This window comes from Lentzea cavernae (genome assembly GCF_014653695.1).
Classification (GTDB): Bacteria; Actinomycetota; Actinomycetes; order Mycobacteriales; family Pseudonocardiaceae; genus Lentzea; species Lentzea cavernae.
Genome location: NZ_BNAR01000001.1, coordinates 1,054,647 through 1,076,768 on the forward strand (window position 1 = coordinate 1,054,647; position 22,122 = coordinate 1,076,768).

The following is a 22,122-nucleotide window of genomic DNA, read 5'->3' on the forward strand; positions in this document are numbered from 1 at the left end:
TGTACCGGGAATTTCGTTCACACGGCCTGGACGGCCAGCAACGCCAGGTCGTCGTGGTCGTCGCGGTCGAGCCACTTGAGCACGGCCCGCTCGCAGTGCCGTGCGATCTCCTCGGCCGACAACCCCTTGCACTCCTTCAGCACCGCCCGCAGCCGCTGCTCGCCGAACAGTTCCGAGCGGTCGGTGTGCGCGCGTGCCTCCGTGAACCCGTCGGAGTACAGCACCAGCGTGTCCCCCGGTGCCAGGGTCACCTGCTCACCGGAGAACCGGACGTCCGCCAGGATGCCGACGATCGCTCCGGTCGCGCTCACCTCGTGCACGCTGCCGTCCGCCCGCAGGACCAGCGGCACGGGATGGCCGCCGGACGCGAGCGACAGCCGCGCTCCCCCGTCGGCCAGCGGCACCAGGTCACCGACGACGAGCGTGGTGAACAGCTTCGAGCCGGTGGCGCGCAACGACGTGTTCAGCAGGTGCAGCAGCCGCACCGGGTTCGTCTCGACCAGCGACAGCGCCTGCAGCGACTGCCGGACGCGTCCACTGTGGACCGCGGCCTCCAGGCCGTGGCCGCAGACGTCGCCCAGCACGAACGTCGCCGAACCGTCCGTGCGCGGGTGCACGTCGTAGAAGTCGCCGCCGACCAACGCTCGCTGGTGGGCGGGGATGAACACCGAGGCCATCGTCACGCCGCGCACCTCGGGCAGCGGCAACGGCAGCAGCGCCGACCGCAGGATCTCGATCGTCCGCTGCTGCTCGGTCAGCTTCGACGACGACTCCAGCGCCGCGGCGGCGTGCTTGCCGAACAGCCGCACGCGTTCCACGTCGTTCGGCGCGAACTCGCCCTTCCGCACCACGACCAGCGCGCCGCCGACCCCGAGCGGCACGGCCAGCGCGCAGCCGAAGTCCTCCGGCACACCCCAGCTGCCTTCACCCAAAGAGGTGATCCTGGTCAGGGTCGACGTGCCGGTCAGGACCTCGGCGATCTCCGACGCGCGGCGGGGCGTGCGCGTGACCGTCGGCTCACCGCCGTCGCAGCGCCACCACTCGAGCCGATCACGTGTGGCGGGCACCACAGCGACGCAGTGCTCGCCCAGCAACTCGGCTGAGAGCTGCACGATCGACTTCAGCGTCAGCTCGCGCGACGTGCCGCCGGCGAGCCGCAGGTGCGCGTGGTCGAGCGTGGAGTCCGTGAAGTACCAGGCACTCCAGCCGTCGCCGAGATCGTGCTGGCGGCCCGCGACGTGCACGTCGAACTGCCCGCCGAGGCCCAGGCGGGGGAACCGCTCGGCGGCCGCGGCGTTGCGCACGCGCACCACTCCGGACGGGTCCACGACGAAGACGGCTTCGCGCAGCCCGTCCACCAGGCGCTGCCAGCCGTCGAGGTCGATGCCCACGACGCTGCTCATCCGCTGGTGTCCAGTGCAGCCGGCCGGATCATCACGGCCTCCTGCGGGTTGTTTGCGTGCATCGCGGCATCAAGTTACCTCGCTCCCAACCTAACGTGGCAGTCTTGGCTCCGACCACCGAGGCACGGAGGCTTGGAGTGACCACGGCCAACGAAGAGACGGACGCGACCCTCGATCGGGTTCTCTCGGCGATGAGAGACCTGCGTGACGGCAACTTCCGCCGCAGGCTCGTCGTGCCCGGGAACGGGCCCGTGTCGGCGCTCGCGGACGTGTTCAACGAGATCGCGGAGCGCAACCAGTGGCTCGCCGGTGAGCTGGGCCGCGTCCGGCAGGCCGTCGGCCAGGAGGGCCGGCTGACCGAACGGGTGGCGCCCGCGGGCACCGCCGGTGGCTGGTCGCTCATCGCCGACTCGGTGAACGGCCTGGTCGAGGACCTGATGCGGCCGACGACGGAGCTGAGCCGCGTGCTCGCCGCCGTCGCCGAGGGCGACCTGACCAAGCGCATGTCGGACCAGACGCTGCGCGGTGAGTTCGCGACGCTCGGCTCGACGGTGAACGGCCTGGTCGACCAGCTCTCGTCGTTCGCGGACGAGGTCACGCGCGTGGCCCGCGAGGTCGGCACCGACGGCCGCCTCGGCGGTCAGGCGAAGGTGCCCGGCGTGGCCGGCACCTGGCGCGACCTCACCGACAACGTCAACTCGATGGCGAACAACCTGACCAACCAGGTCCGCAACATCGCCCAGGTCGCGACGGCGGTGGCGAACGGCGACCTCACGCAGAAGATCACGGTCGACGTCTCCGGCGAGATGCTGGAACTCAAGAACACGCTGAACACGATGGTCGACCAGCTCTCGTCGTTCGCGGACGAGGTCACGCGTGTCGCCCGCGAGGTCGGCACGGACGGCAAGCTCGGTGGTCAGGCGAAGGTGCCCGGTGTCGCCGGCACCTGGCGCGACCTCACCGACAACGTGAACTTCATGGCGGACAACCTGACCACCCAGGTCCGCAACATCGCCCAGGTCACGACCGCCGTGGCGCTGGGCGACCTGACCCAGAAGATCACCGTCGACGCGCGCGGCGAGATCCTCGAGCTCAAGACCACGATCAACACGATGGTCGACCAGCTCTCGTCGTTCGGCGACGAGGTCACGCGTGTCGCCCGCGAGGTCGGCTCGGACGGCCGCCTCGGCGGTCAGGCGCAGGTCCCGGGCGTCGCCGGAACGTGGCGCGACCTCACCGAGTCGGTGAACGTCATGGCGAACAACCTGACGACCCAGGTCCGCAACATCGCCTCGGTGACCACGGCCATCGCGCGCGGCGACCTAACGCAGAAGATCACCATCGACGCCCGCGGCGAGATCCTCGAGCTCAAGACCACCATCAACACGATGGTCGACCAGCTCAGCTCGTTCGCCGACGAGGCCACGCGCGTCGCCCGCGAGGTCGGCACCGAGGGCCGCCTCGGCGGTCAGGCGACGGTGCCGGGGGTCGCGGGCACGTGGCGCGACCTGACCGACAACGTCAACTTCATGGCGAACAACCTGACCAACCAGGTCCGCAACATCGCGCACGTCGCCACCGCCGTCGCCAACGGCGACCTGTCGCAGAAGATCACCGTGGACGCGCGCGGCGAGATCCTCGAGCTGAAGTCCACTTTGAACACGATGGTGGACCAGCTGTCGTCGTTCGCCGAGGAGGTCACCCGCGTCGCCCGCGAGGTCGGCACCGACGGCCGGCTGGGCGGCCAGGCCCGCGTGCAGGGCGTCGCCGGCACGTGGAAGGACCTGACGGACAACGTCAACCTGATGGCGGACAACCTGACCGACCAGGTCCGCAACATCGCCGCCGTCGCCACCGCCGTCGCGAACGGCGACCTGTCGAAGAAGATCACCGTCGAGGCGAAGGGCGAGGTCGCGACCCTCGCCGACACCCTCAACGGCATGGTCGACACGCTCCGCGCGTTCGGCGACGAGGTCACCCGCGTGGCCCGCGAGGTCGGCACCGAGGGCATCCTGGGCGGCCAGGCGCGCGTGTCCGGCGTGGCCGGCACGTGGAAGGACCTCACCGACTCGGTGAACTTCATGGCGGACAACCTGACCAACCAGGTCCGCAACATCGCCCAGGTCACCACCGCCGTCGCGCAGGGCGACCTGACGAAGAAGATCGACGTCTCGGCCCGCGGCGAGATCCTCGAGCTGAAGACCACGATCAACACGATGGTCGACCAGCTCAGCTCGTTCGCCGACGAGGTCACGCGTGTGGCCCGCGAGGTCGGCACCGAGGGCAAGCTCGGTGGTCAGGCCGAGGTCGACGGCGTGGCCGGCACGTGGTCGAAGCTGACCGACAACGTCAACCAGCTCGCCTCGAACCTCACGACCCAGGTCCGCGCGATCGCCGCCGTCGCCACCGCCGTGACCGCGGGCGACCTCACCAGGCAGATCACCGTCGACGCGTCCGGGGAGCTCGCCGAGCTCAAGGACAACGTCAACCAGATGATCGCGAACCTGAAGGAGACCACGCGGGCCAACCGCGAGCAGTACTGGCTCAAGACGAACCTGGCGCGCCTGTCCGGTCTCATGCAGGGCCACCGCGACCTGCGCGCGCTCGCGTCGTTGATCATGAGCGAGCTGACGCCGCTGGTCAGCGCCCACCACGGCGCGTTCTTCCAGATCGAGGAGGACGACTCCAAGCAGTCGCTGGAACTCACCGCCTCCTACGGCTTCCGCCTGGACGCGGCGCGCATGACGCGCGTGGCCATGGGCGAGTCGCTCGTCGGCCAGTCGGCGCTGGAGAAGAAGACGATCCTCGTCACCCAGGTCCCCGGCGGTTACCTGACGGTCTCCTCCGCGCTCGGCGAGTCGGCCCCGGTCAACCTCGTGATCCTGCCGATCCTGTTCCAGGGCGAGACCCTGGGCGTGATCGAACTGGCGTCCCTCAACGAGTTCTCGGACGTCCACCTCGACCTCCTGGACCAGCTCAAGGAGGCCATCGGCGTCAACGTCAACACGCTGCTGGCCAACTCCCGCACCGACGCCCTGCTGGTCGAGTCCCAGCGCCTCACGACGGAACTGAGGGCCGGTTCCGAGGAACTGGAGGACCGCGCCCGCCAGCTGCAGACGGCGTCGAAGTACAAGTCCGAGTTCATGGCGAACATGTCCCACGAGCTCCGGACGCCGCTGAACTCGTTGCTGATCCTGGCCAAGCTGCTCGCCGACAACCTCGACGGCAACCTCAACCCCAAGCAGGTCGAGTTCGCCCGCACGATCCACTCGTCGGGCTCCGACCTGCTGCAGCTCATCAACGACATCCTCGACCTCACCAAGGTCGAGGCGGGCCACATGACGCTGCACGAGGACCCGGTCCGCCTGGACGAGCTGGTCCGCTACGTCGAGACGCTCTGCCTGCCCCTCACGGCCGAGAAGAACCTCGAGTTCTCCGTCCGCGTGGACCCGAACGTGCCGGAGACCCTCCACACCGACGAGCACAGGCTTCAGCAGATCCTCAGGAACCTGCTCTCGAACGCCGTCAAGTTCACCCACGACGGCGGCATCCGCCTGCACGTGCGCATGGACGATCCGTCCACAGTGGCCTTCGACGTGCACGACACCGGCATCGGCATCCCGGCCGAGAAGCTCGCCGTGATCTTCGAGGCCTTCCAGCAGGCGGACGGCACCACCTCCCGCAAGTACGGCGGCACGGGCCTGGGCCTGTCGATCAGCCGCGAGCTGTCGCAGTTGCTGAACGGCGCCCTGCGGGTGCGCTCGGAGCCGGGCATCGGCTCGACGTTCACCCTCTGCCTCCCGCTCGGCAAGGTCGCCTCCGAGGCGGTCGTGCTGCCCGAACCCACCCCGATCGTCGCACCGGCGGCACCGGTCGTGGCCCCCTCGGGCTCCATGCGCTTCCACGGCGAAAAGGTCCTGGTCGTCGACGACGACCTGCGCAACGTCTTCGCGCTCACGAGCGTGCTGGAATTGCACGGCCTGGAGGCGATCTTCGCCGACAACGGCATCACGGGCGTGCGAGCGCTCGAGCAGTACGACGACGTGGCCATCGTCCTGATGGACATCATGATGCCCGAACTGGACGGCAACGCCACGATCTCGGCGATCCGGGCGATGGAGCGCTACTCCGACCTCCCGGTCATCGCCGTGACCGCCAAGGCGATGAAGGGCGACCGGGAGAAGTCCCTGGCCTCGGGCGCGACCGACTACGTGACCAAGCCGGTGGACACCGAGCACCTGATCCGGTTGATCGCCTACTACCTGGGCGTGTCGGCGGAGGCCTGAGCGGCAAGAGGTGGGCTGCCCGTTCCGCGTGGAACGGGCGAGCCGCCCTCCACCCACGCAATGGCGAAGCCGAGGCGTGCGTACCTCTACCGCCCTGACCAGCGGTGAAACGCAGCCACGACGGCGATGACCGGCACCGGCCTGTCCCAGGCCAACGCAAGCCGACCCGAGCACGCCCGGTCAGCCGGTCAGCCAGCCGGTCAGAGAGCCGAGTCCACGGCCTCCTGCACAGCCGCGTCCACCGACTCGAACAGGCTCAGCACCTCAGCCACGTCCGCCAGCTCGAACAACCGCCGAACCGGCCCCTGAGCAGCCGCGATCCGCAGCTGTCCACCGGCCTCGACCAGCCGCCGGTGCCAGTCCAGCACCAATGCCAGCCCGGTCGAGTCCATGAAGTCCAGCTGGGCCAGGTCCAGCACCGCGTGGGCCCCTGTGACGTCCGCGTCCATCCGGGCGGACAGCAAGGGCACGGTGTCGATGTCCAGTTCGCCGGCGACGGCGAGCACTCGCCATCCCCGCTGGACCTCGCTGCCGACGTTGAGCTCCATCGTCGCCGTTTCCTTCCGCCACGCCCGACTCGTGCGACCCAAATCGTGCAGCACGACGTCCGACCATGCGACCACCGGGGGGCTGAAAGATCCGGACGACCCGCCGGATGTGCGACGATGCGCCTTGTGTTGAACGACCCACTGGCAGAGGTGCGGGTGACCCTGACCGCCGAGGGCGGTTCGTGCGCTCGCGCACGTCAGGTGGTGCGCGAGGCCGCTGCCTCGTGGGAGTTGTCGGAGGACCTGGCCGACGACGCGCAGCTCGTCGTGACGGAGCTGGTGTCCAACAGCATCGACCACGGTGAGGGACCGATCACACTCACGGTGAGCCGCAGGGCCGGCGGGATGCTGGTCGAGGTGCACGACGAGTCGTCGCGGATGCCCCAGATCAGGCCCGTGGACCCCAACAGCGCGCGTGGGCGCGGCATGCAGCTCGTGCAGGCGCTGAGCGTGCGGTGGGGCACGACGCCGCAGCAGAGTGGGAAAGTCGTCTGGGCTCAGCTAGAAGCGTGAAAACGGGGTACCTGTCCCCGTATGACCGCTCTTCCGCCCGACCCCGATCCCGCCCGCACCCCCGGCCTCGAGCCCGGTGGCGGGGTGAACCCGGGAGACACCCCGCCGGACTCGGGATCGACCACCGAAGGTCTCAGCCACCACGAGCGGAAGCCGCCGACGGCGACCGCCGGGCGCATTGTGATCGCGATCATCGTGCTGTTCGCGGTGCTGGTGGCCGCCATGCTCCTGACCCGGGCTTTCCTGCTCGCCTGAGCGGTCGTCCGGAGGACCCGTCCGCGACCTGACGAGCCGTGTTCAGGTTGTGGTCGTCGCACGGTGACGCGTACGGTCGGTGCGGACGGGAGTCTTGATGAATCAGCTTCGACAGAGAACTACCTATGTCCAGTCCATCCCGATCGTCGCCCTGACCGGCGAGATCGACATGATGTCCTCGGCACCGGTCACCAGCAGGCTCGCCGAGTTGCTCGACCGCAAGCCGCCCGCACTGGTCGTCGACCTGCGGGAAGTGCGCTTCTTCGGGTCCGAGGGGATCCGCGCGCTGGTGGAGACGCAGCACCAGGCCGATGTGCTCGGCATCAAGTTCGGTGTCGTCAGCGACACCAGGATCGTGCTGCGACCGTTGCAGATGACCGCTGTCGACCAGTTGCTGAGGCTGTTCGCCGACGTCGACGACGCGGTGACCGCGCTGAGCGCCTGAGCGTCCGCTAGGCCGCGGACGAGTTCCGCGCGCGAGACCGTTCGACGAGGGACAGCAACAGGCCTTCCTTGGTGGACCACGGCGAGATGTCCACGACGTCGTGCCCCGACACCCTCATCAACCCCTCCGCGACCACCGCGCCCGCCAGCGACTGCTGGGCCCGGTGGCGCGAGATCCCCGGCAGCGCCGCCCGTTCGCGCACGGACAGCTTCGCGAGGCGCGGAATCCACTTCTCCAGGTCCCTGAGCCGCAACTGGCGTGACGCGTAGGTGCCGTTGCGGGCGCCGGCGAGGCGGGCCAGCTGTTCGAACACCTTCGAGCACCCGACCGCGCGATCGCTCTCACCCCAGGGGAACGCGGTCTCCAGCCTGTCCGCCACCTCGGAGCGCATGTCCGCGACGGTGAGGCCGGCCCTCGTCAGAGTCCTTGCGCCCAAAGGCAACGACACCGCGCGCTCGGGCTCGGCGCCGGAACCGGCGGCCAGTTCGACGGTGCCGCCGCCGACGTCCAGCACGACCATGGAGCCCGCGCTCCAGCCGAACCAGTGCCGGGCGGCGGCGTAGGACAGGCGTGCTTCTTCCTTGCCGGACAACACCTTCAACTCGACGCCGGTGCGTCTGGCCACCTTGCGGATGACCTCGGCGGAGTTCGTGCTGTCACGAACGGAGGAGGTGGCGAAGGGCAGGAACGGGACGTCGCCCGCCTTCTTGCGGGCGGCCAGGACGGCGGTGCAGAGCGACTCGACGCCGGCGGCGCTGATGGCGCCGCGCTCGTCGATCTCGCGGTCGAGTCTCAGCCGGACCTTGTGGGACACCAGCGGACGCAGCAGGTCTCGTTCCACGACCACCAGGTGTGCGCTGAAGCACCCGACGTCCAGAACTCCGACCGACATCCGCCACCTTCCTTCTACCAAGTCTTCTTTACCTCATCGGTGGCCATTGTGCGGAACCTCGGCCCCGAACAGGCGAACTTGACCCGATGAGATGCGTTACAGTCACCGAATGTCACTGGCGGAGATACCTTCCCGGCTCGAACGCGCCCTCGGCAAGGCACATTCCGGCGTAATCGTGCTGGCGGTGGACGGCCTCTCGTCGGACGTGGCCAAACAGTCCTGGCTGTCGGCCTCCTCCGTCGACACGCTGTCGTCGACCGTGCCCTCGACGTCCGCGACGGCGCTGCTGACCGCGGTGACGGGAGTCTCCGCCGACGTCCACCGCGTACCGGGAACGGTGTACCGCAACGGATCCGGCCTCGTGCACGCCATCAACGGCGCCCCCGCGATCCCGGACCTGCCGACCGTGCTGGAACGCCGCGGCGCGACCGTGCTGGCACGGGAGCTCGACCTCCTCGAAGGCACCTGGGCACAGGCGCTCCTGCGGGGATGCACCCGTGTACCCGCGCCCGCCAGGCACAAACTCACCGCCCAGGCGGAGGATCCGCCGCTGCTCGTGGCCAACGTCGTCGCCGATCTCGACAAGGCACTGGAGGGCTCGAGGTTCCTCTGGACGTACGTCAACATCGACGACCACGTGCACCGCCACGGTTACGACGAGTCGGTGCACGAGGCCATGCTCCGTCTGGACGCGCACGCTTCTCGTTGGGCCGCAAAGGGGTGGACCGTCGTGGCGCACTCCGACCACGGCCAGGTCGCCGTCGATCCCGACCCGGACCTCGTCGAGGCGTGGGACGCGATCGTGCGCGAGGAGTGCGTGATCCCGTCCGGTGGCGCGGGCCGCACGCGGTGGCTGTACCCGAAGGCGGACCGCGTGGAGGCCGTTTTCGACCGCGTGGCAACGACTCTGGGCGACACGGCGACCGTGCACCACGCCACCGAACTCGGTCTGCCGCAACCCGAGACGGGCCCCGTCGTCGCGGTGGCCGCGTCACCGCGGTTCCCGATCCCGGACCCGTCGGCGCGCTTCGAGCACGGAGGCCTGAGCCGCGACGAGATCGACGTCCCCTTCGCGGTCTGGCAAGCCGTACAGTGAGCGTGTGCACGTCGAATTCTCCAGCAGCATAAGGGAAATCGATTCTGCCGATTGGGATTCGGTGGTCCGCGCGGCGGGCGCGCCGGTCTTCTACCGACACGCGTACGTCAGCGCGTACGAGCAGTTGCCGCTGACGCGGGTCGACGCGTTCGCGTACTTCGTGGTGCGCCACGAGGGGCAGTCGCTCGCCGTCATGCCCGCCTACCTCCAGACGGCCGCGAACCCGTTGCGCCGCCTGCACGAGGTGTACCCGGAGGCGGTCGGCCAGCCGGCGCTGCTCAGCCACACCTGGCACTGCTACGACGCGCACGTGCCCGCCGTCGCGGAGGTGCTGCCGCGGCTGCTGGAGGCGGTGGTCCGCACGGCGTCGATGTTCGGCGCGCGCTGGTTCGGGTTCATGAACGTCCAGCGCGGCAACGCCCTCTCGCACGCGCTGCGGGCGGCCGGGCTGCCCGCGCGCCACCTCACCGACAGGTGGACCGGCGGCCTCACCACCTACGAGCACTACCTCGCGGGACTGGGCCTGCGCGCCAGGGCGAACCTGCGGCGCAACGAGCGAAGATCGGGGGAGGCGGGCGTCACGGTCGAGGTGCTCCCCGTCGACCACGCCTCGCTCGACGAGATCACCCTGCTGTGCGTCAAGACCGCCAGCCGCTTCGAGAACAACGGGTACCACCCCGGCACCACCTTCGCGAGGTTCGTGACGGCACTGGGCGACCTGGCGCAGGTGATCGAGGTCCGCCAGCACGGCAGGCTCGTCGCCGCCGGGGTCTGCCTCACCGACGCCACCCGCTTCCACACCTGGACGTGCGGCGTCGACTACGCCGTCGACGGCAACTACAGCCCCTACGGCGTGCTGTTCGCCGAGTCGGTCAGGCTCGCGATCCGCCTGGGCAAGTCCACGCTCGAGGGCGGCAGGGACAACGCGGCCTTCAAACGGCGGCACGGCCTGAGCCCACGCCATCTGGACGCTGTTCTCCACCGCGTCTGACCGCCGAATTGTTCATCCTTGTGAACAATTCGAATTACAACGTCGGAATGCAGGTAGTTCACGTATCTGATCAGACCCGAACTCCGCCTTTACGCTGTTCAGCGGCCCAGCACAAGCCGAAGGAATCAATTTTTGACGCACCTTTACACGGCTTGATCCGATCTGGCACTGTGTCGCCGGGCGCAAGACGAGAAAGGGACTGGACGGTCTCGTGAATCTGTCTCGACGCACCCTTCTGGCTTCTGCGGCGGCCACTCCCCTGCTCACCGGAGCAGGTGTCGCCCTCGGCGCGGGAGAAGCCGCCGCTTCGCCCGCCAAGCTCCGCGCGGCCCTCGACTACGGCAACTCCAAGCTGAAGGCCGTCGCTCCGGGCATCACGTCGTTCCCGGAGATCACCCGTGCCGAGAAGTGGACCTACGTCGCCGACGGCGGCTGGATCGGCGGGTTCTGGCCGGGCACGCTGTGGCTCGCGCACCTCGACAGCGGCGACGCGCAGTTCCGCGCGCTCGCCGAAGCCGCCAACGACAGGCTGGCGCCGCGCCGCCTCGACCCCCGCGACCACGACCTGGGGTTCCTCTTCTACCCCTCCTGGATCACCGCGTACCGGCTCACCGGTGACGTCAAGTGGCGTGACGGCGCGATCGACGCCGCGAACACGCTGATCCAGCGCTGGAACGCGACCGGGAAGTTCATCCGCGCGTGGGGCAGGCTCGGCACGCCGGGCAACGCGGGCCGCGTCATCATCGACACGATGATGAACCTGGACCTGCTCGCGTTCGCCACCGAGCAGACCGGCGACCGCAAGTACCTCGACATCGCGATCGCCCACGCCAGGACGACCCAGGCGCACTTCCTGCGCCAGGACGGCTCGACCCCGCACGTGTTCGACTTCAACCCCGACACCGGCGCGGCCGTCGGCCCGAACACCGTGCAGGGCTACAGCCCCACCTCGTCCTGGTCACGCGGCCAGGCGTGGGGCATCTACGGCTTCACGACGATGTACCGCCGCACGGGCCTGCGCGAGTTCCGCGACACCGCGCGCAAGATGTCCGACTACGCCCTGTCGGTGCTCACGCCGGACAGCGTGCCGGTGTGGGACTACCGCTCACCGCTGGGCGCCAACGACATCAAGGACTCGTCGGCGGGCGCCATCATGGCGTGCGGCCTGCTCGACCTCGCGAAGGTCACCGGCACCGACCGCTACCGCGACCGGGCGCTGAAGATCCTCGACGGCCTCGTGAGCACCTGCCTGACGACCAGGTCCACGCGGGCCGAGGCGATCCTGGCGCGCGGCACCCGCAACCGCCCGTCCGAGGACGGCGTGGAGATCTCGCTGCCGTACGGCGACTACTACCTGTACGAGGCGATCCTGCGGGTGCTCAAGCCCGCGCAGATCGCCAAGGCCATCGGCCTGTAGCCGCTCTACTGCTCGATCACGTTCGCCGTCGGCCCGTTGTTCCAGGTGGCCTCCAGCCTGGACAACCGGCCGGCGGCGTTGCGGAAGTTCACCACCAGCGGCCCGCCGGGCTGCTCCACGGACACCGAGTACCCGTCCGCGGGGGTCGCCGACAACGCCTGCACCCCCTGCTGGCGGTACCGCACGACCACGTCACCGCCGCGCAGGTTGAACGCGTGCACGTACGAGCCGTCCGACTGCCATTCCCCCTGCGGCGATTGAGCCGAGGTGGGACGCGCATCCGTACTACTGGGAGGAGCCGGTACAGATGTGGTGATGACAGGAGGCCTGGTGGACGAAGGCGTGACAGGCGGCGGGGTGTCGATGGAGGCACCGGTCTCGGGCACCGGGACGCTGATCGAGGTGACGGTCGGCATCGGGAGCACGGCCGAACCGGTGGTGATCTCCACGGCAGCGACCGGCGCGGGTTCCATCGCCCATCGGATGCCGAACCAGGACAGACCGACGGCGACCGCGGTCACCAGCGCCCAGGCGGCCAGGTATCCGGCGGACCTTCTCACTGCGACGATCCTCCCGTAGCGGCTCATGGCATCAGTGCTGCTGGTCGAAGACGACCCGGTGGTGCGGGCGGCGATCACACGCGCCCTCACCGGCCAGGGCCACATCGTGCACGGTGTCGCGCTCGCGATCGAGGCCTTGCGCGAAGTCACCGCGAACACCTACGACGTCGTGGTGCTCGATCTCGGGCTCCCCGACCTCGACGGCGGTGACGCGCTGCGCATGATCCGAGGCGTCACGAACACCCCGGTGGTCATCGCGACCGCCCGCGACGACGAGGCCGGGATCGTCCGGCTGCTCAACGCGGGCGCCGACGACTACCTCGTCAAACCCTTCTCGAGCGAGCACCTCGAAGCGCGCCTGCAGGCGGTGCTGCGACGTGCCCGCGACACCAAGCAGCTCGTCATCGGCGGCCTGGAGATCGACGTCGACCTCCGCAGGGCCGCCGTGGACGGTCAGGAGCTCTCCCTGACGCACAAGGAGTTCGAGCTGCTCTCCTACCTCGCGGCACGGCAGGGGGAGGTGGTGCCGCGGGCGGAGATCCTCGCGAACCTCTGGCCGTCGCACCGCGACGACCAGACGCTCGACGTCCACCTGTCCTGGCTGCGCCGCAAGCTCGGTGAACGAGCGGCGCAGCCCCGTTATCTGCACACCGTGCGAGGAGTCGGCGTGCGTCTGGTCGACCCCAGATGAGGCGGTCACTGGTGCTGGTCGCTCTCGCGGCGACCAGCATGGTGGCCCTGGCGTTCCTCATCCCGCTCGCGATCGTCGTGAAGGAGTCCGCGTACAACCGCGCGCTGGGCGAGGCGGAGAAGCAGGCGAACGCGATGACGCCCGCGTTGCTGATCACCCGCAAACCGCAGGAGATCCGCCAGGCGATCAGGAGCACCCCGTACGGCAGTCAGCAGCGGCTGGCCGTGCACCTGAGCGCCCCGGCCGGCACCTACGGCTACTCGCACATCACCGCCGCGGACCTGCAGGACGCCCAGAAGGTGGCGACCGCGTCCACCATCAAGAGGCCCGACGGCGTCGCCTACCTGCAACCGCTCGCCACCAGCGAGAGCGGGATCGTGATCGTGGAGGCGTTCGTGCCGCACGACCAGCTCACCCACGGCGTGATCGGCACGTGGTGGGTGCTGGCGGGCGTCGCCGTCGGCCTGGTCGCCGGTTCGGTGATCGTCGCCGACCGCCTGGGCGCACGGGCCGTCAAGGCCACCCAGGCGCTGGCGGAAGGCGCCCGCAGGATGGGCCAGGGCGACCTCTCCGCGCGCGTCCCGGTGAAGGGCCCGCCCGAGGTCAAGGAGGCCGGGAAGGCCTTCAACGCCATGGCCGAGCGCGTCCGGCACCTGCTCGCCGCCGAACGCGAGGTGGTCGCCGACCTCTCGCACCGCCTCAGAACGCCTCTCACGGCCCTTCTCCTGGACGCGGACACCCTCGGGCGTGGTCCTGGCGCGGACCGCGTCCGGGAGGCCGTCCAGGGCCTCGAGAGGGAAGTCGACGAGATCATCAAGGTGGCCCGCTCCGGACTGCAGCCCGACGACAGCGGCGCCGACGCGGCGGAGGTGGTGCGCGACCGGCTGGTGTTCTGGTCCGCGCTCGCCGACGACCAGGAACGGCCGTGGACGGTCCGCGGCGCCGACAAGCCCGCGCACGTGCCGATCTCCCGCTCCGACCTCGCCGCCGCGCTGGACGCGTTGCTGGGCAACGTCTTCCGCTACACGCGGGAGGGCACGCGGTTCGCCGTGACGCTCGTGCACCAGGCCGATCTGGTGGCGCTGGTCGTCGAGGACGCCGGTCCCGGCATCGCGGACACCGAACGGGCCGTGCGCCGCGGTGCCAGCGGTGGTGGTTCCACCGGGCTGGGGCTCGACATCGCCCGACGCGCCGCGGAGAGCACGGGAGGGTCTCTCCACGTCGACCGCGGTCCGTTGGGCGGTGCACGCGTGCAATTGAGGCTCCGGAGGCTCTAGGGGGCCGGAATGTGAAACACCGCCGGCGGCGTGCGGACCGTGGGACGGGTCCGACGCCGCCGGCGGGCACCGGCCGGCCGCGCTGCACCGCTGCCGCACCACCGAGTCCCGAGCAGGAGGGAGGAACCCGATGAGCAGTGCGCACTTGCCTTCCCACACCGGTGGAACGAGGTGGATCAGCCGGGGCTCTCGGCGCCGGGTGTGGGGACCAGCGTATTCAGTGAGTCTGCGGTGGATCGGTTTTTGTGATCTGACATGAAGTTAGCCGACCGCCGATCGTCCCCAATCCCCCGTTCAGACGATTAATCCATTTTAAATATCTTTAAGCTCGCCCACACGGACCGTCCACGTCTTAATCGAATTTAAGATTGAACCGATCGCCTGGTGTCATCCCGGCCAATCGAAATGCGACAGTTCCGCACGGACTCGGCGCGGATCCGGGCCGCACCGAACATGAACAAGAGTCGTGCTCGTTCACGAATTCGTCACACGGATCATCGCCGGTTCGTCCGAAAGCGATGCTGACCCGATCTCATCACGGAAGTAGGGCTGACGCTATACTCACAGTGATCGCCGAGCCCTCTCGTCGTGACCCGGACGTGACTTTTGACGGGTGAGTCAACCAGGGCATTGCTTCCCGCGTATACCCATGTAGATTCCCGCTCACCGTGACGGCCATTCGGGTGACCGCCACGGCTCGCGCGCCGCACGCGAAACGGAGGCAGCATGCAGGCGAACGCCCAGACCGCCCAGGTCGACGACCTGACACTCATCGCGCTTCCCACCGCGGTGAACTGCGCGGATCTGTTCGTGCGCTTCACCCTCGGTGAGTGGCGCCTGCGCAACATGACCGCGGAGTGCTCCGCCGTGGCTTGCGCCCTGGTCGAAGCAGCCGTCGAATCGGCGGACCCCAAGACGTCGCGGCTGATCACGCTGCGACTGCGACTGACCGGCGAGTACCTCGTCGTCGAGCTGGAGGCGGCCAGGTTCATCATGCCGCCGACCTCGCCCGATCTGCGCACCGGCGAACTGCAGCTCGCCGGCGGCATCAAGCTGATCTGGTGCGAGCTCGCCCTGCCGACGGGCGTGAACGCCAACGCGGTGCCCCTGCCCAGGCGCGAGAAGCGCCGCTCCCCCGCCGCTGAAGCACTGGGCGACGAGCCGGACGTCGATCCCGAGCTCATCCAGCGCATCCTGTTCGGCCTCGGCGGCTCGATGGGCAACGGCCACCAGCGATAACGTGCACACAAGGGCGCGTCCACCCGTGGACGCGCCCTTGGTGTGCGCCCGTTCCCGGTGGACGCTTCACGAATCGGTTTCCAGAGCCCAGGAATAACCGCTCGACCACGGTGATTGATTGCGATTAACCGACCGGTGTCATTTTTCCGGCACGCCCGGAAATGTTGCTCTGGTTGGTGGACGGTTCGTCAACAACCCTTCCGATACGGTCTCGTACCACGCCGCCCGAACTGTCCCGCACATTCGGAAAGGTGTCGGATGATCACCACGCTGGCCGCAGCCGCACTGGCTCTGTCCACCCTCGTCGCTCCCCCTGCCGCGGATCCGCCCCCGCCGGGCCAGATCACCATCGACGTCGTCACGGTCAACGGCTCCGGCTGCCGGATCGGCACCGCCGCCGTCGCCGTCTCCCCCGACAACAAGGCGTTCACGGTCACCTACAGCGACTACCTCGCCCAGGTGGGCCCCGAGTCGCGGCCGACCGACTTCCGCAAGAACTGCCAGCTCAACCTCAAGGTCAACGTCCCCAGCGGGTTCACCTACGGCGTCGCCAAGGCCGACTACAGAGGTTTCGCGCACCTCGAACGGGGTGCGAAGGGCACGCAGAAGGCGAGCTACTACTTCCAGGGCATGTCGGACAACGACCAGCGCTCCAAGACCTGGAACGGTCTGCTGAGCGACAGCTGGCAGGTCACGCACCAGACGGACGTGGCGTCCATCGTCTACCACCCGTGCGGGGCGAAGAGGAACTTCAACATCAACACCGAGCTGCGGGTGGACAAGGGCACGTCCGACCCGAAGAAGACCAGCTTCATGGCCATGGACTCGACGGACGGCTCGATCGAGACCGTCTACCACTTCGCGTGGAAGACGTGTCCGAAGTAGACCGGTAGGTCAGCGCCCTCGCACGGCAAGGCCGAGCCCAGGAGGCATGGGCTCGGCCTTGCTGTCCTCTGGCGAACTCAGATGTTCTGGTTCGCGAAACCCTTCGTCGCGATCTTCGACAACATCCCCTGCCACACCGCGGTGCTGGTGTGCGGGTCCCCGGTCACGCCGAGCGCGGACTTGAGGCCGTTGAACGCGGTCTGCGTCTTCGGGCCCCAGATGCCGTCGATCGTCAGGCCGGACGCGCGGAAGTTGTTGCAGGTGCCCTGGACGAACTTCGTGTCGGCCTCGGAGTCCTTGAGCACGCGCACCGGCATGCCGCCGAAGTCGGCGTGGATGTGGTCGCGGTGGTCGGCGTTGTACCAGCCGTCGAGCACGTAGCGGAAGCGGCGGCGGGTCACGGCCTCCGTGGCGAGGTAGCGCTTGCGCAGCGCGGCGGTGCCCGACGCGTGGTGCTGGTCGAGGGGCGAGGTGACGTTGCCGCCGGACCAGCGGACGTGGTCGAGGTCCATCGCGGTGCCGGCACCGTGCTGGCCGGCCTTGTCGACGTAGAAGCCCGCCGAGACGATGTAGCTGATCGAGCCGTAGCTCGACGAGAGGGAGCGCAGGTCGCGGATCCAGGCGACGAGCGCGTTGTAGAACGCGTCGGTGGCCTGCCAGTTGCGCGCGGTCGTGTTGCCGCGGCTGGAACGCCAGTAGTAGACGGGGGTGCCGTCGATCTTCTGGAACGTCATCATCGCGAGCGCGCCGACCTCGGCGGCCTCGATCTCGGCGGGCGTGTGCTGGTCGGTGGGCGTGGGCGCGGCGCCCGCGAGCCCCGGCGCGATGGTGGACAGGCCGGCGAGACCGGCGACCGCCGCCGCGCCCGTGACGAAGCCGCGCCTGGTGACGTTGTTCTCGAACACCCCAGTACTCCCTCTGCGTCCAAGCCGGCGGCGGCAGGGTGAAGGACCTGTCTCACCCACCGGCCCGACGGAGTCTAGGGATCACGTCCGAACGGCGGAATCGGGCCTGACCTGCGTTTTTCCTCAACCTTTACCGCACGCTCCCCCGCCGTGCCAGACTCCCGCCCGGGGAGGTCGATCTTGGCTGGTGCACGGCGTGGAGGGCTGTCCGCGGTCTCGGTGGTGCTGCTCGCACCGGCTCTGGCGCTGCTCGGGAACGTCGCGACGAACACCGTCGAGGTCTCGTGGCGCTGGTGGCCGCTGACGGTGTGGATCGTCGTGGGACTGCTGGTCGCCGGCACGGTCTGGGCGGAGACCTCGTCGACTCGCTGATCACCCGGCCGGGTGGCCTGGTCGCGGTCCTCGAGACGGTCAGCCAGTGCTCCCAGCTGATCCCGCCCGGCGCGCTGGGCAACGCCGAGCCGGTCGAGGTGCCGGTCAGCGGGCACAACCTGGTGCTGACCCTGATCAACCGCTCCGACCTGGAGGTCCACCTCGACAACGTCCGCCCGCTGATCGTCGAGGCCCTGCTGCCCGACGGCGAGCGGGCCTCCGGGGCTGCCCCGCTGACGGTGGGGGCGCGCAGGGCGGAGACCGTGGTCCTGTGCCCGGTGACGTCGCGGCAGGCGTGCGTCGCCTGGCGCCTGGTGATCCGCTGGCACGAGGACGGGGAGGTCCTGCACTCGGCCTGGGACCTCGTCGCCACGGGCTACGTGGGCTGGACGACCACCGCACCGGACGGTGAGGCGGTGCCGCGGCCGCTGAACCAGCTCGGTCACTGGGACCCGATGAGCACGTGGCAGGACGGCGGCACGTCCTACGACGAGCACCTCGCCATGATCGTCACACCGGACCAGGCCTGGCTCGACGCCATCCGCTACGACTGAGTCAGCTCACGGGCCCGAGCACGCGCACCAGGTTCTTCTCGGTGTCGTTGCCGAGCTTCTCCAGCGCGAGCTTCGCGACCGGTGCGCCGTACTTCGCGAGCCCGTTGAACTCGACGTGGGCGTGGTAGGCGATCCGGGCGGTGCCGGGCTCGGGTCCGGCGCTGATCGAGATGTCGTCAGTCGAGGTGGCGGTGTCGTTGCGGCCCACGAACTGCAGGCCCTTCGCGTCGTCGCGGGTCAGCTCGTAGACGAGCTCGGTCTTGCGGCCGAGGAACGTCGACACGTTGCGCCAGCGCGAGCCGACCTCGACCGGGCCGTCGTCGAGGCGCGTGCAGGACACGGTGCCCGGGTCCCACTGCTCGGCGCGGGAGAAGTCGCGCAGGTACTCGGCCACGCCCTCGGGGCTGGAGGCGACGGTGAACGTGCGCTCGACGTCCACACCGGACACGGTCGGCGAGTTGAACGTTTGCGGCGCAAGGCGGAGCCGGTACTGGTCGACGAGTTCCGCCTGCCCTTCCGCACGGGTCGCCAGCCGCTCCAGCCGCGTCTCGTCGAAGCTGCCCAGCCTGCGCAACGTCCGCCACAGCGCGGACTTGCTCTCGATGGCGACGCGGATGCCCTCGAGTTCGAGGACGTCGCTCAGCGGTGAACGTCCGAGGAGCCTGCCGTTGAGCTTGAGCCTGCCGGCCTTCTCCGCGAGCCAGCCGAGCGCCTCCTTGTGCGGACGCGACTCGACGCCGACCTCGCGCATGAAGTCGAGCAGCTCCTTGCGGTCAGCCTCGACGTCGTCGGCGAGAACCCGCAGCTCGGGGTGGGTGCGGCTGATGCGGCGGGCGAGCTCGGCGCTCGCCGTCGCCCCGGCGAGGTGGTCGTTGAGGTAGATGCCCAGCAGCTCCGTGTTCACGCGGAGCGGTTACCCGAGGCCAAACCTCGCTACTTCCGCTCGGTGGCGCGCACCGGTTCCAGGATGATCGGCTGCGCGCGCCGGCCCGTCACCAGGTTCCACGCCCACTGCGTCAGCACCGCGATCCGGTTGCGCCACCCGACCAGGAACGCGATGTGCACGCCCGCCCACGCCACCTTGCCGATCAGGCCCTTGAGCCGCAGCTTCTTGATGTCCGCGACGGCGTCACCGGGCGAGATCGTGGCCATGGTGCCGAGGTCGAGGTACTTGAACGGCTTGGCCCGCTGTCCCTGCAGACGCGCCTTGATCACGCGGGCGACGTGGTGGCCCTCCTGGAGCGCGGGCTCGGCGATGCCCGGCAGGTCGTTCAGGTTGACCATGTCGCCGATGGCGAAGACGTCGCCGGTGACCGAGCAGTCCACCGGGTTCACCCGGATCCGGCCCTTGCGGTCGGTCTCGGCCCCGGTCTGCTCGGCGAGCTGACGCGCCAGCGGGGAAGCTTGCACACCGGCGGCCCAGATGATCGTCTTCGCCTCCACCCGGTCGCCGTCCTTCGTGGTGAGGCCCTCGGAGTCGATGGACTCGACCATCGCGCCGGTCATCACGGTCACGCCGAGCTGTTCCAGCTTCTTCCGCGCGTGGTCGCGCAGCGGCGGGGAGAACGGCGGCAGCACGTGCGGCACGGCGTCCATCAGCGTGATGCGGACGTCACGCGGGTCGATCTCGCGGAACTGCCCCTTCAACGCGCGGCGCGCCAGGTCGGCGAGCTGCCCGGCCAGCTCGACGCCGGTCGGTCCCGCGCCCACGACGGCGAACGACAGCCACTGCTTCGGGTCCTGCGCCGCCACCGCCGTCTCGAACGCCCGCAGCAGCCTCGAGCGCAGGCCGACGGCCTGTTCGAGGGTCTTCATCGGCGGCGCCGACTCCGCCCACTCGTCGTGACCGAAGTAACTGTCGCGCGACCCGGCCGCCACGACCAGGGTGTCGTACTCGACCTCGGCCGACCTCCCGTCCGGCAGGTCGGCGTGCACGCGCTTGGCGACCGTGTCGAACCCGGTCACCTCGCCCAGCAGGACGCGCGCGTTGCGCTGCTTGCGCAGGATCGCGCGGAACGCCGGTGCGATGTCGCCCGCGGGCAGCAGCGCCGTCGCCACCTGGTAGAGCAACGGCTGGAACAGGTGGTGGTTCGTGCGGTCGATCAACGTGACCTCGACGTCCGTGCGCTTCAGGCCGCGCACGACTCCCAGCCCGCCGAACCCACCTCCGACAACGACTACCCGGTGCTTGCTCATGCGGATCGCATACCCGCTGGAGGCGCCACAAATCCGGCCCTTCGCATATCCACCTCGAAGGCGGGTATCCGCCGCCATGACGACCACCGCTGACCAGTCGCTCTGGCTCGCCGCGCTCCCAGCGCAGTCCCGTCCCCCGCTGGTCGGTGAGCACGCGTTCGACGTGGCCGTGGTCGGCGGCGGCATCACGGGCCTCACCACCGCGTTGCTGCTCAAGCGGCGCGGCCTGCGCGTCGTCGTGCTGGAGGCCGGCCGCGTCGCCTCGGGCGTGTCCGGCAACAACACCGCCAAGGTCACCGCGCTGCAGTCCACCGTGTACTCCCAGATCCGCGGCAGGCACGGCCTGGCCGCCGCCACCGACTACGCCACCGCGTCCGTGGCCGCCGTGGCCCAGGTCGCCGCCCTGGCGAAGGGCATCGACTGCGACCTGCGCCGCTCCCCGGCCGTCACCTACGCGTTCACCGAGTCCGAGGTGCGCGACGTCGACAACGAGCTGATCGTCGCCCGCCAGGTCGGCCTCCCCGTGCGCGCCACCAAGAACGTCGACCTGCCGTTCGAGGTGCACGCGGCGATTCGCCTCGACGACCAGATCGCGCTGCACCCGGTGAAGTACCTGCAGGGCCTGGCCGACCAGGTCGACGGCGACGGCAGCCGCGTCTGCGAACACAGCCGCGTCCTCGACGTCAGCGGCCACCGCGTGTCCACATCGGACGGTCACGTCGACGCCGCGAAGATCGTGATGGCGACGCACTACCCGACACTCGACCGCGGCCTCTACTTCCCCCGCCTCGAACTCACCCGCGCCTACTGCGTCGCGGCACGCGTCAGCACCCCGACGCAAGCGCTCGCGATCAGCACCGGCAGCCCGTCGTGGTCGATCTCGGCGCACGAGGACAAGCTGATCCTCGCCGGCCAGAGCCACCCGACCGGCAAGACCGTCGTGGAACCGTTCCGCCGCCTGGAGGACTTCGCGCGCGAGCACTGGCAGGTCGAGGAGATCACCCACCGGTGGTCGGCGCAGGACCCGACGGCCTACGACCACCTGCCGATGATCGGGAGCTACACACCGGGCAACACCGCGGTGTACACCGCCACCGGGTACATGAAGTGGGGCCTGACCAGCGGCACGTTCGCCGCCTCCCTGCTCGCCGACCTCGTGACGGACAAGCCGAACGAGATGGCCGAGCGCTTCAGCCCGCACCGGGTGTCGCTCAAGTCGCTGCACGCGCTCGTGCGCAAGAACGCCGAGGTCGCCGCGGAGATGGTCGGCGACAGGATCGCGCCCGCCGACGCCACGTCCAGCGAGAACCTGTTGCCCGGTCACGCCCACGTCATCCGCGACGGCCTGGGCAAGACCGGCGTCTACCGCGACGAGGCAGGCCAGCTGCACGGCGTGTCGATGCGCTGCACGCACCTCGGCTGCCTCGTCCGGTTCAACGCCGCCGAACGCAGCTGGGACTGCCCGTGCCACGGCTCGCGGTTCGACGTCGACGGCGAGGTGCTGGAGGGACCGGCGACGCGGCCCCTGCCCCGCAAGGAACCCCGTTAGCCCTTGGCCACCGGGGCGAGCAGTTCTCCCCGCTGACGGGGTCGCGCG

At 69.4% G+C, this 22,122-nt stretch carries 21 protein-coding genes; 14 read left to right on the plus strand and 7 right to left on the minus strand.

Annotated elements, in window-relative coordinates; translation table 11 throughout:
• Nucleotides 1-17 precede the first annotated feature (17 nt).
• Nucleotides 18-1,403: a PP2C family protein-serine/threonine phosphatase gene (locus tag IE307_RS04835; protein ID WP_191296187.1), complete on the minus strand. Its 1,386-nt coding sequence runs from the start codon at nt 1,401-1,403 to the stop codon at nt 18-20.
• A gap of 137 nt (nt 1,404-1,540) precedes the next feature.
• On the opposite strand from IE307_RS04835, the gene IE307_RS04840 reads away from it, so the two are divergent.
• Nucleotides 1,541-5,689: a HAMP domain-containing protein gene (locus IE307_RS04840; RefSeq protein WP_229904386.1), complete on the plus strand. Its 4,149-nt coding sequence runs from the start codon at nt 1,541-1,543 to the stop codon at nt 5,687-5,689.
• A 200-nt stretch (nt 5,690-5,889) separates the two neighbouring features.
• On the opposite strand, the gene IE307_RS04845 is transcribed toward IE307_RS04840, so the two are convergent.
• Nucleotides 5,890-6,237: an STAS domain-containing protein gene (locus IE307_RS04845; RefSeq protein WP_191296188.1), complete on the minus strand. Its 348-nt coding sequence runs from the start codon at nt 6,235-6,237 to the stop codon at nt 5,890-5,892.
• 126 nt (nt 6,238-6,363) lie between these two features.
• On the opposite strand from IE307_RS04845, the gene IE307_RS04850 reads away from it, so the two are divergent.
• The 3 genes from IE307_RS04850 to IE307_RS04860 all read left to right on the plus strand — a co-directional run bounded on the left by IE307_RS04850 (nt 6,364) and on the right by IE307_RS04860 (nt 7,450).
• The gene (locus tag IE307_RS04850) at nt 6,364-6,750 is read left to right on the plus strand and encodes an ATP-binding protein (protein WP_191296189.1); all 387 of its coding nucleotides are present in this window, start codon (nt 6,364-6,366) and stop codon (nt 6,748-6,750) included.
• Nucleotides 6,751-6,771: 21 nt separating this feature from the next.
• A complete protein-coding gene (locus tag IE307_RS04855; protein ID WP_191296190.1) occupies nt 6,772-7,005 on the plus strand; it encodes a DUF6480 family protein in 234 nt (77 codons plus the stop codon).
• Nucleotides 7,006-7,102: 97 nt separating this feature from the next.
• Nucleotides 7,103-7,450, plus strand: coding sequence for an STAS domain-containing protein (locus tag IE307_RS04860; RefSeq protein WP_191296191.1), 348 nt, complete (start codon nt 7,103-7,105; stop codon nt 7,448-7,450).
• A 7-nt stretch (nt 7,451-7,457) separates the two neighbouring features.
• On the opposite strand, the gene IE307_RS04865 is transcribed toward IE307_RS04860, so the two are convergent.
• Entirely contained in the window at nt 7,458-8,342 is an 885-nt protein-coding gene (locus IE307_RS04865; protein ID WP_191296192.1) for a Ppx/GppA phosphatase family protein, read from the minus strand.
• 109 nt (nt 8,343-8,451) lie between these two features.
• On the opposite strand from IE307_RS04865, the gene IE307_RS04870 reads away from it, so the two are divergent.
• From IE307_RS04870 to IE307_RS04880, 3 genes are all read left to right on the plus strand, one after another.
• Nucleotides 8,452-9,438, plus strand: coding sequence for an alkaline phosphatase family protein (locus IE307_RS04870; RefSeq protein WP_191296193.1), 987 nt, complete (start codon nt 8,452-8,454; stop codon nt 9,436-9,438).
• A 61-nt stretch (nt 9,439-9,499) separates the two neighbouring features.
• Complete coding sequence (locus IE307_RS04875) at nt 9,500-10,429, plus strand: GNAT family N-acetyltransferase (RefSeq protein ID WP_191296194.1); 930 nt, start codon at nt 9,500-9,502, stop codon at nt 10,427-10,429.
• Nucleotides 10,430-10,640: 211 nt separating this feature from the next.
• Entirely contained in the window at nt 10,641-11,846 is a 1,206-nt protein-coding gene (locus IE307_RS04880; protein WP_191296195.1) for a glycoside hydrolase family 88 protein, read from the plus strand.
• Nucleotides 11,847-11,851: 5 nt separating this feature from the next.
• On the opposite strand, the gene IE307_RS04885 is transcribed toward IE307_RS04880, so the two are convergent.
• Complete coding sequence (locus IE307_RS04885; protein ID WP_191296196.1) at nt 11,852-12,406, minus strand: hypothetical protein; 555 nt, start codon at nt 12,404-12,406, stop codon at nt 11,852-11,854.
• A gap of 25 nt (nt 12,407-12,431) precedes the next feature.
• Here IE307_RS04885 and IE307_RS04890 point away from each other — a divergent pair, with 25 nt between their 5' ends.
• The 4 genes from IE307_RS04890 (at nt 12,432) to IE307_RS04905 (ending at nt 16,498) form a co-directional block, all read left to right on the plus strand.
• Complete coding sequence (locus tag IE307_RS04890; protein WP_191296197.1) at nt 12,432-13,097, plus strand: response regulator transcription factor; 666 nt, start codon at nt 12,432-12,434, stop codon at nt 13,095-13,097.
• Complete coding sequence (locus IE307_RS04895) at nt 13,094-14,374, plus strand: HAMP domain-containing sensor histidine kinase (protein ID WP_191296198.1); 1,281 nt, start codon at nt 13,094-13,096, stop codon at nt 14,372-14,374. Before IE307_RS04890 ends, IE307_RS04895 begins: the two co-directional genes overlap by 4 nt.
• Nucleotides 14,375-15,100: 726 nt before the next feature.
• Nucleotides 15,101-15,613 (plus strand): ATP-binding protein, encoded by a 513-nt coding sequence (locus IE307_RS04900; protein ID WP_191296199.1) that lies wholly within the window; start codon nt 15,101-15,103, stop codon nt 15,611-15,613.
• 258 nt (nt 15,614-15,871) lie between these two features.
• A complete protein-coding gene (locus IE307_RS04905) occupies nt 15,872-16,498 on the plus strand; it encodes a DUF4360 domain-containing protein (RefSeq protein ID WP_191296200.1) in 627 nt (208 codons plus the stop codon).
• 77 nt (nt 16,499-16,575) lie between these two features.
• On the opposite strand, the gene IE307_RS04910 is transcribed toward IE307_RS04905, so the two are convergent.
• Complete coding sequence (locus IE307_RS04910) at nt 16,576-17,403, minus strand: extensin family protein (protein WP_191296201.1); 828 nt, start codon at nt 17,401-17,403, stop codon at nt 16,576-16,578.
• A 180-nt stretch (nt 17,404-17,583) separates the two neighbouring features.
• On the opposite strand from IE307_RS04910, the gene IE307_RS04915 reads away from it, so the two are divergent.
• Together IE307_RS04915 and IE307_RS04920 are read left to right on the plus strand one after the other, a co-directional pair.
• The gene (locus tag IE307_RS04915) at nt 17,584-17,775 is read left to right on the plus strand and encodes a hypothetical protein (RefSeq protein WP_191296202.1); all 192 of its coding nucleotides are present in this window, start codon (nt 17,584-17,586) and stop codon (nt 17,773-17,775) included.
• Nucleotides 17,697-18,329, plus strand: coding sequence for a hypothetical protein (locus tag IE307_RS04920; protein WP_229904387.1), 633 nt, complete (start codon nt 17,697-17,699; stop codon nt 18,327-18,329). Before IE307_RS04915 ends, IE307_RS04920 begins: the two co-directional genes overlap by 79 nt.
• Nucleotide 18,330: 1 nt before the next feature.
• On the opposite strand, the gene IE307_RS46570 is transcribed toward IE307_RS04920, so the two are convergent.
• Together IE307_RS46570 and IE307_RS04930 are read right to left on the minus strand one after the other, a co-directional pair.
• Nucleotides 18,331-19,233: an SRPBCC family protein gene (locus tag IE307_RS46570; RefSeq protein ID WP_229904388.1), complete on the minus strand. Its 903-nt coding sequence runs from the start codon at nt 19,231-19,233 to the stop codon at nt 18,331-18,333.
• A 29-nt stretch (nt 19,234-19,262) separates the two neighbouring features.
• Nucleotides 19,263-20,525: an NAD(P)/FAD-dependent oxidoreductase gene (locus IE307_RS04930; RefSeq protein WP_191296204.1), complete on the minus strand. Its 1,263-nt coding sequence runs from the start codon at nt 20,523-20,525 to the stop codon at nt 19,263-19,265.
• A 76-nt stretch (nt 20,526-20,601) separates the two neighbouring features.
• Between IE307_RS04930 and IE307_RS04935 the strand changes: the two genes are divergently transcribed.
• On the plus strand, nt 20,602-22,074 hold the full coding sequence (locus IE307_RS04935) for an FAD-dependent oxidoreductase (RefSeq protein ID WP_191296205.1): 1,473 nt from the start codon (nt 20,602-20,604) through the stop codon (nt 22,072-22,074).
• Nucleotides 22,075-22,122 lie beyond the last annotated feature (48 nt).

Bases quoted from the DNA above. Each gene is read 5' to 3' on its own strand.
- IE307_RS04835 (WP_191296187.1), bottom strand. From the start codon at position 1,403: ATGAGCAGCGTCGTGGGCATCGACCTCGACGGCTGGCAGCGCCTGGTG.
- IE307_RS04845 (WP_191296188.1), bottom strand. From the start codon at position 6,237: ATGGAGCTCAACGTCGGCAGCGAGGTCCAGCGGGGATGGCGAGTGCTC.
- IE307_RS04855 (WP_191296190.1), top strand. From the start codon at position 6,772: ATGACCGCTCTTCCGCCCGACCCCGATCCCGCCCGCACCCCCGGCCTC.
- IE307_RS04860 (WP_191296191.1), top strand. From the start codon at position 7,103: ATGAATCAGCTTCGACAGAGAACTACCTATGTCCAGTCCATCCCGATC.
- IE307_RS04865 (WP_191296192.1), bottom strand. From the start codon at position 8,342: ATGTCGGTCGGAGTTCTGGACGTCGGGTGCTTCAGCGCACACCTGGTG.
- IE307_RS04870 (WP_191296193.1), top strand. From the start codon at position 8,452: ATGTCACTGGCGGAGATACCTTCCCGGCTCGAACGCGCCCTCGGCAAG.
- IE307_RS04890 (WP_191296197.1), top strand. From the start codon at position 12,432: ATGGCATCAGTGCTGCTGGTCGAAGACGACCCGGTGGTGCGGGCGGCG.
- IE307_RS04895 (WP_191296198.1), top strand. From the start codon at position 13,094: ATGAGGCGGTCACTGGTGCTGGTCGCTCTCGCGGCGACCAGCATGGTG.
- IE307_RS04900 (WP_191296199.1), top strand. From the start codon at position 15,101: ATGCAGGCGAACGCCCAGACCGCCCAGGTCGACGACCTGACACTCATC.
- IE307_RS04905 (WP_191296200.1), top strand. From the start codon at position 15,872: ATGATCACCACGCTGGCCGCAGCCGCACTGGCTCTGTCCACCCTCGTC.
- IE307_RS04930 (WP_191296204.1), bottom strand. From the start codon at position 20,525: ATGAGCAAGCACCGGGTAGTCGTTGTCGGAGGTGGGTTCGGCGGGCTG.
- IE307_RS04935 (WP_191296205.1), top strand. From the start codon at position 20,602: ATGACGACCACCGCTGACCAGTCGCTCTGGCTCGCCGCGCTCCCAGCG.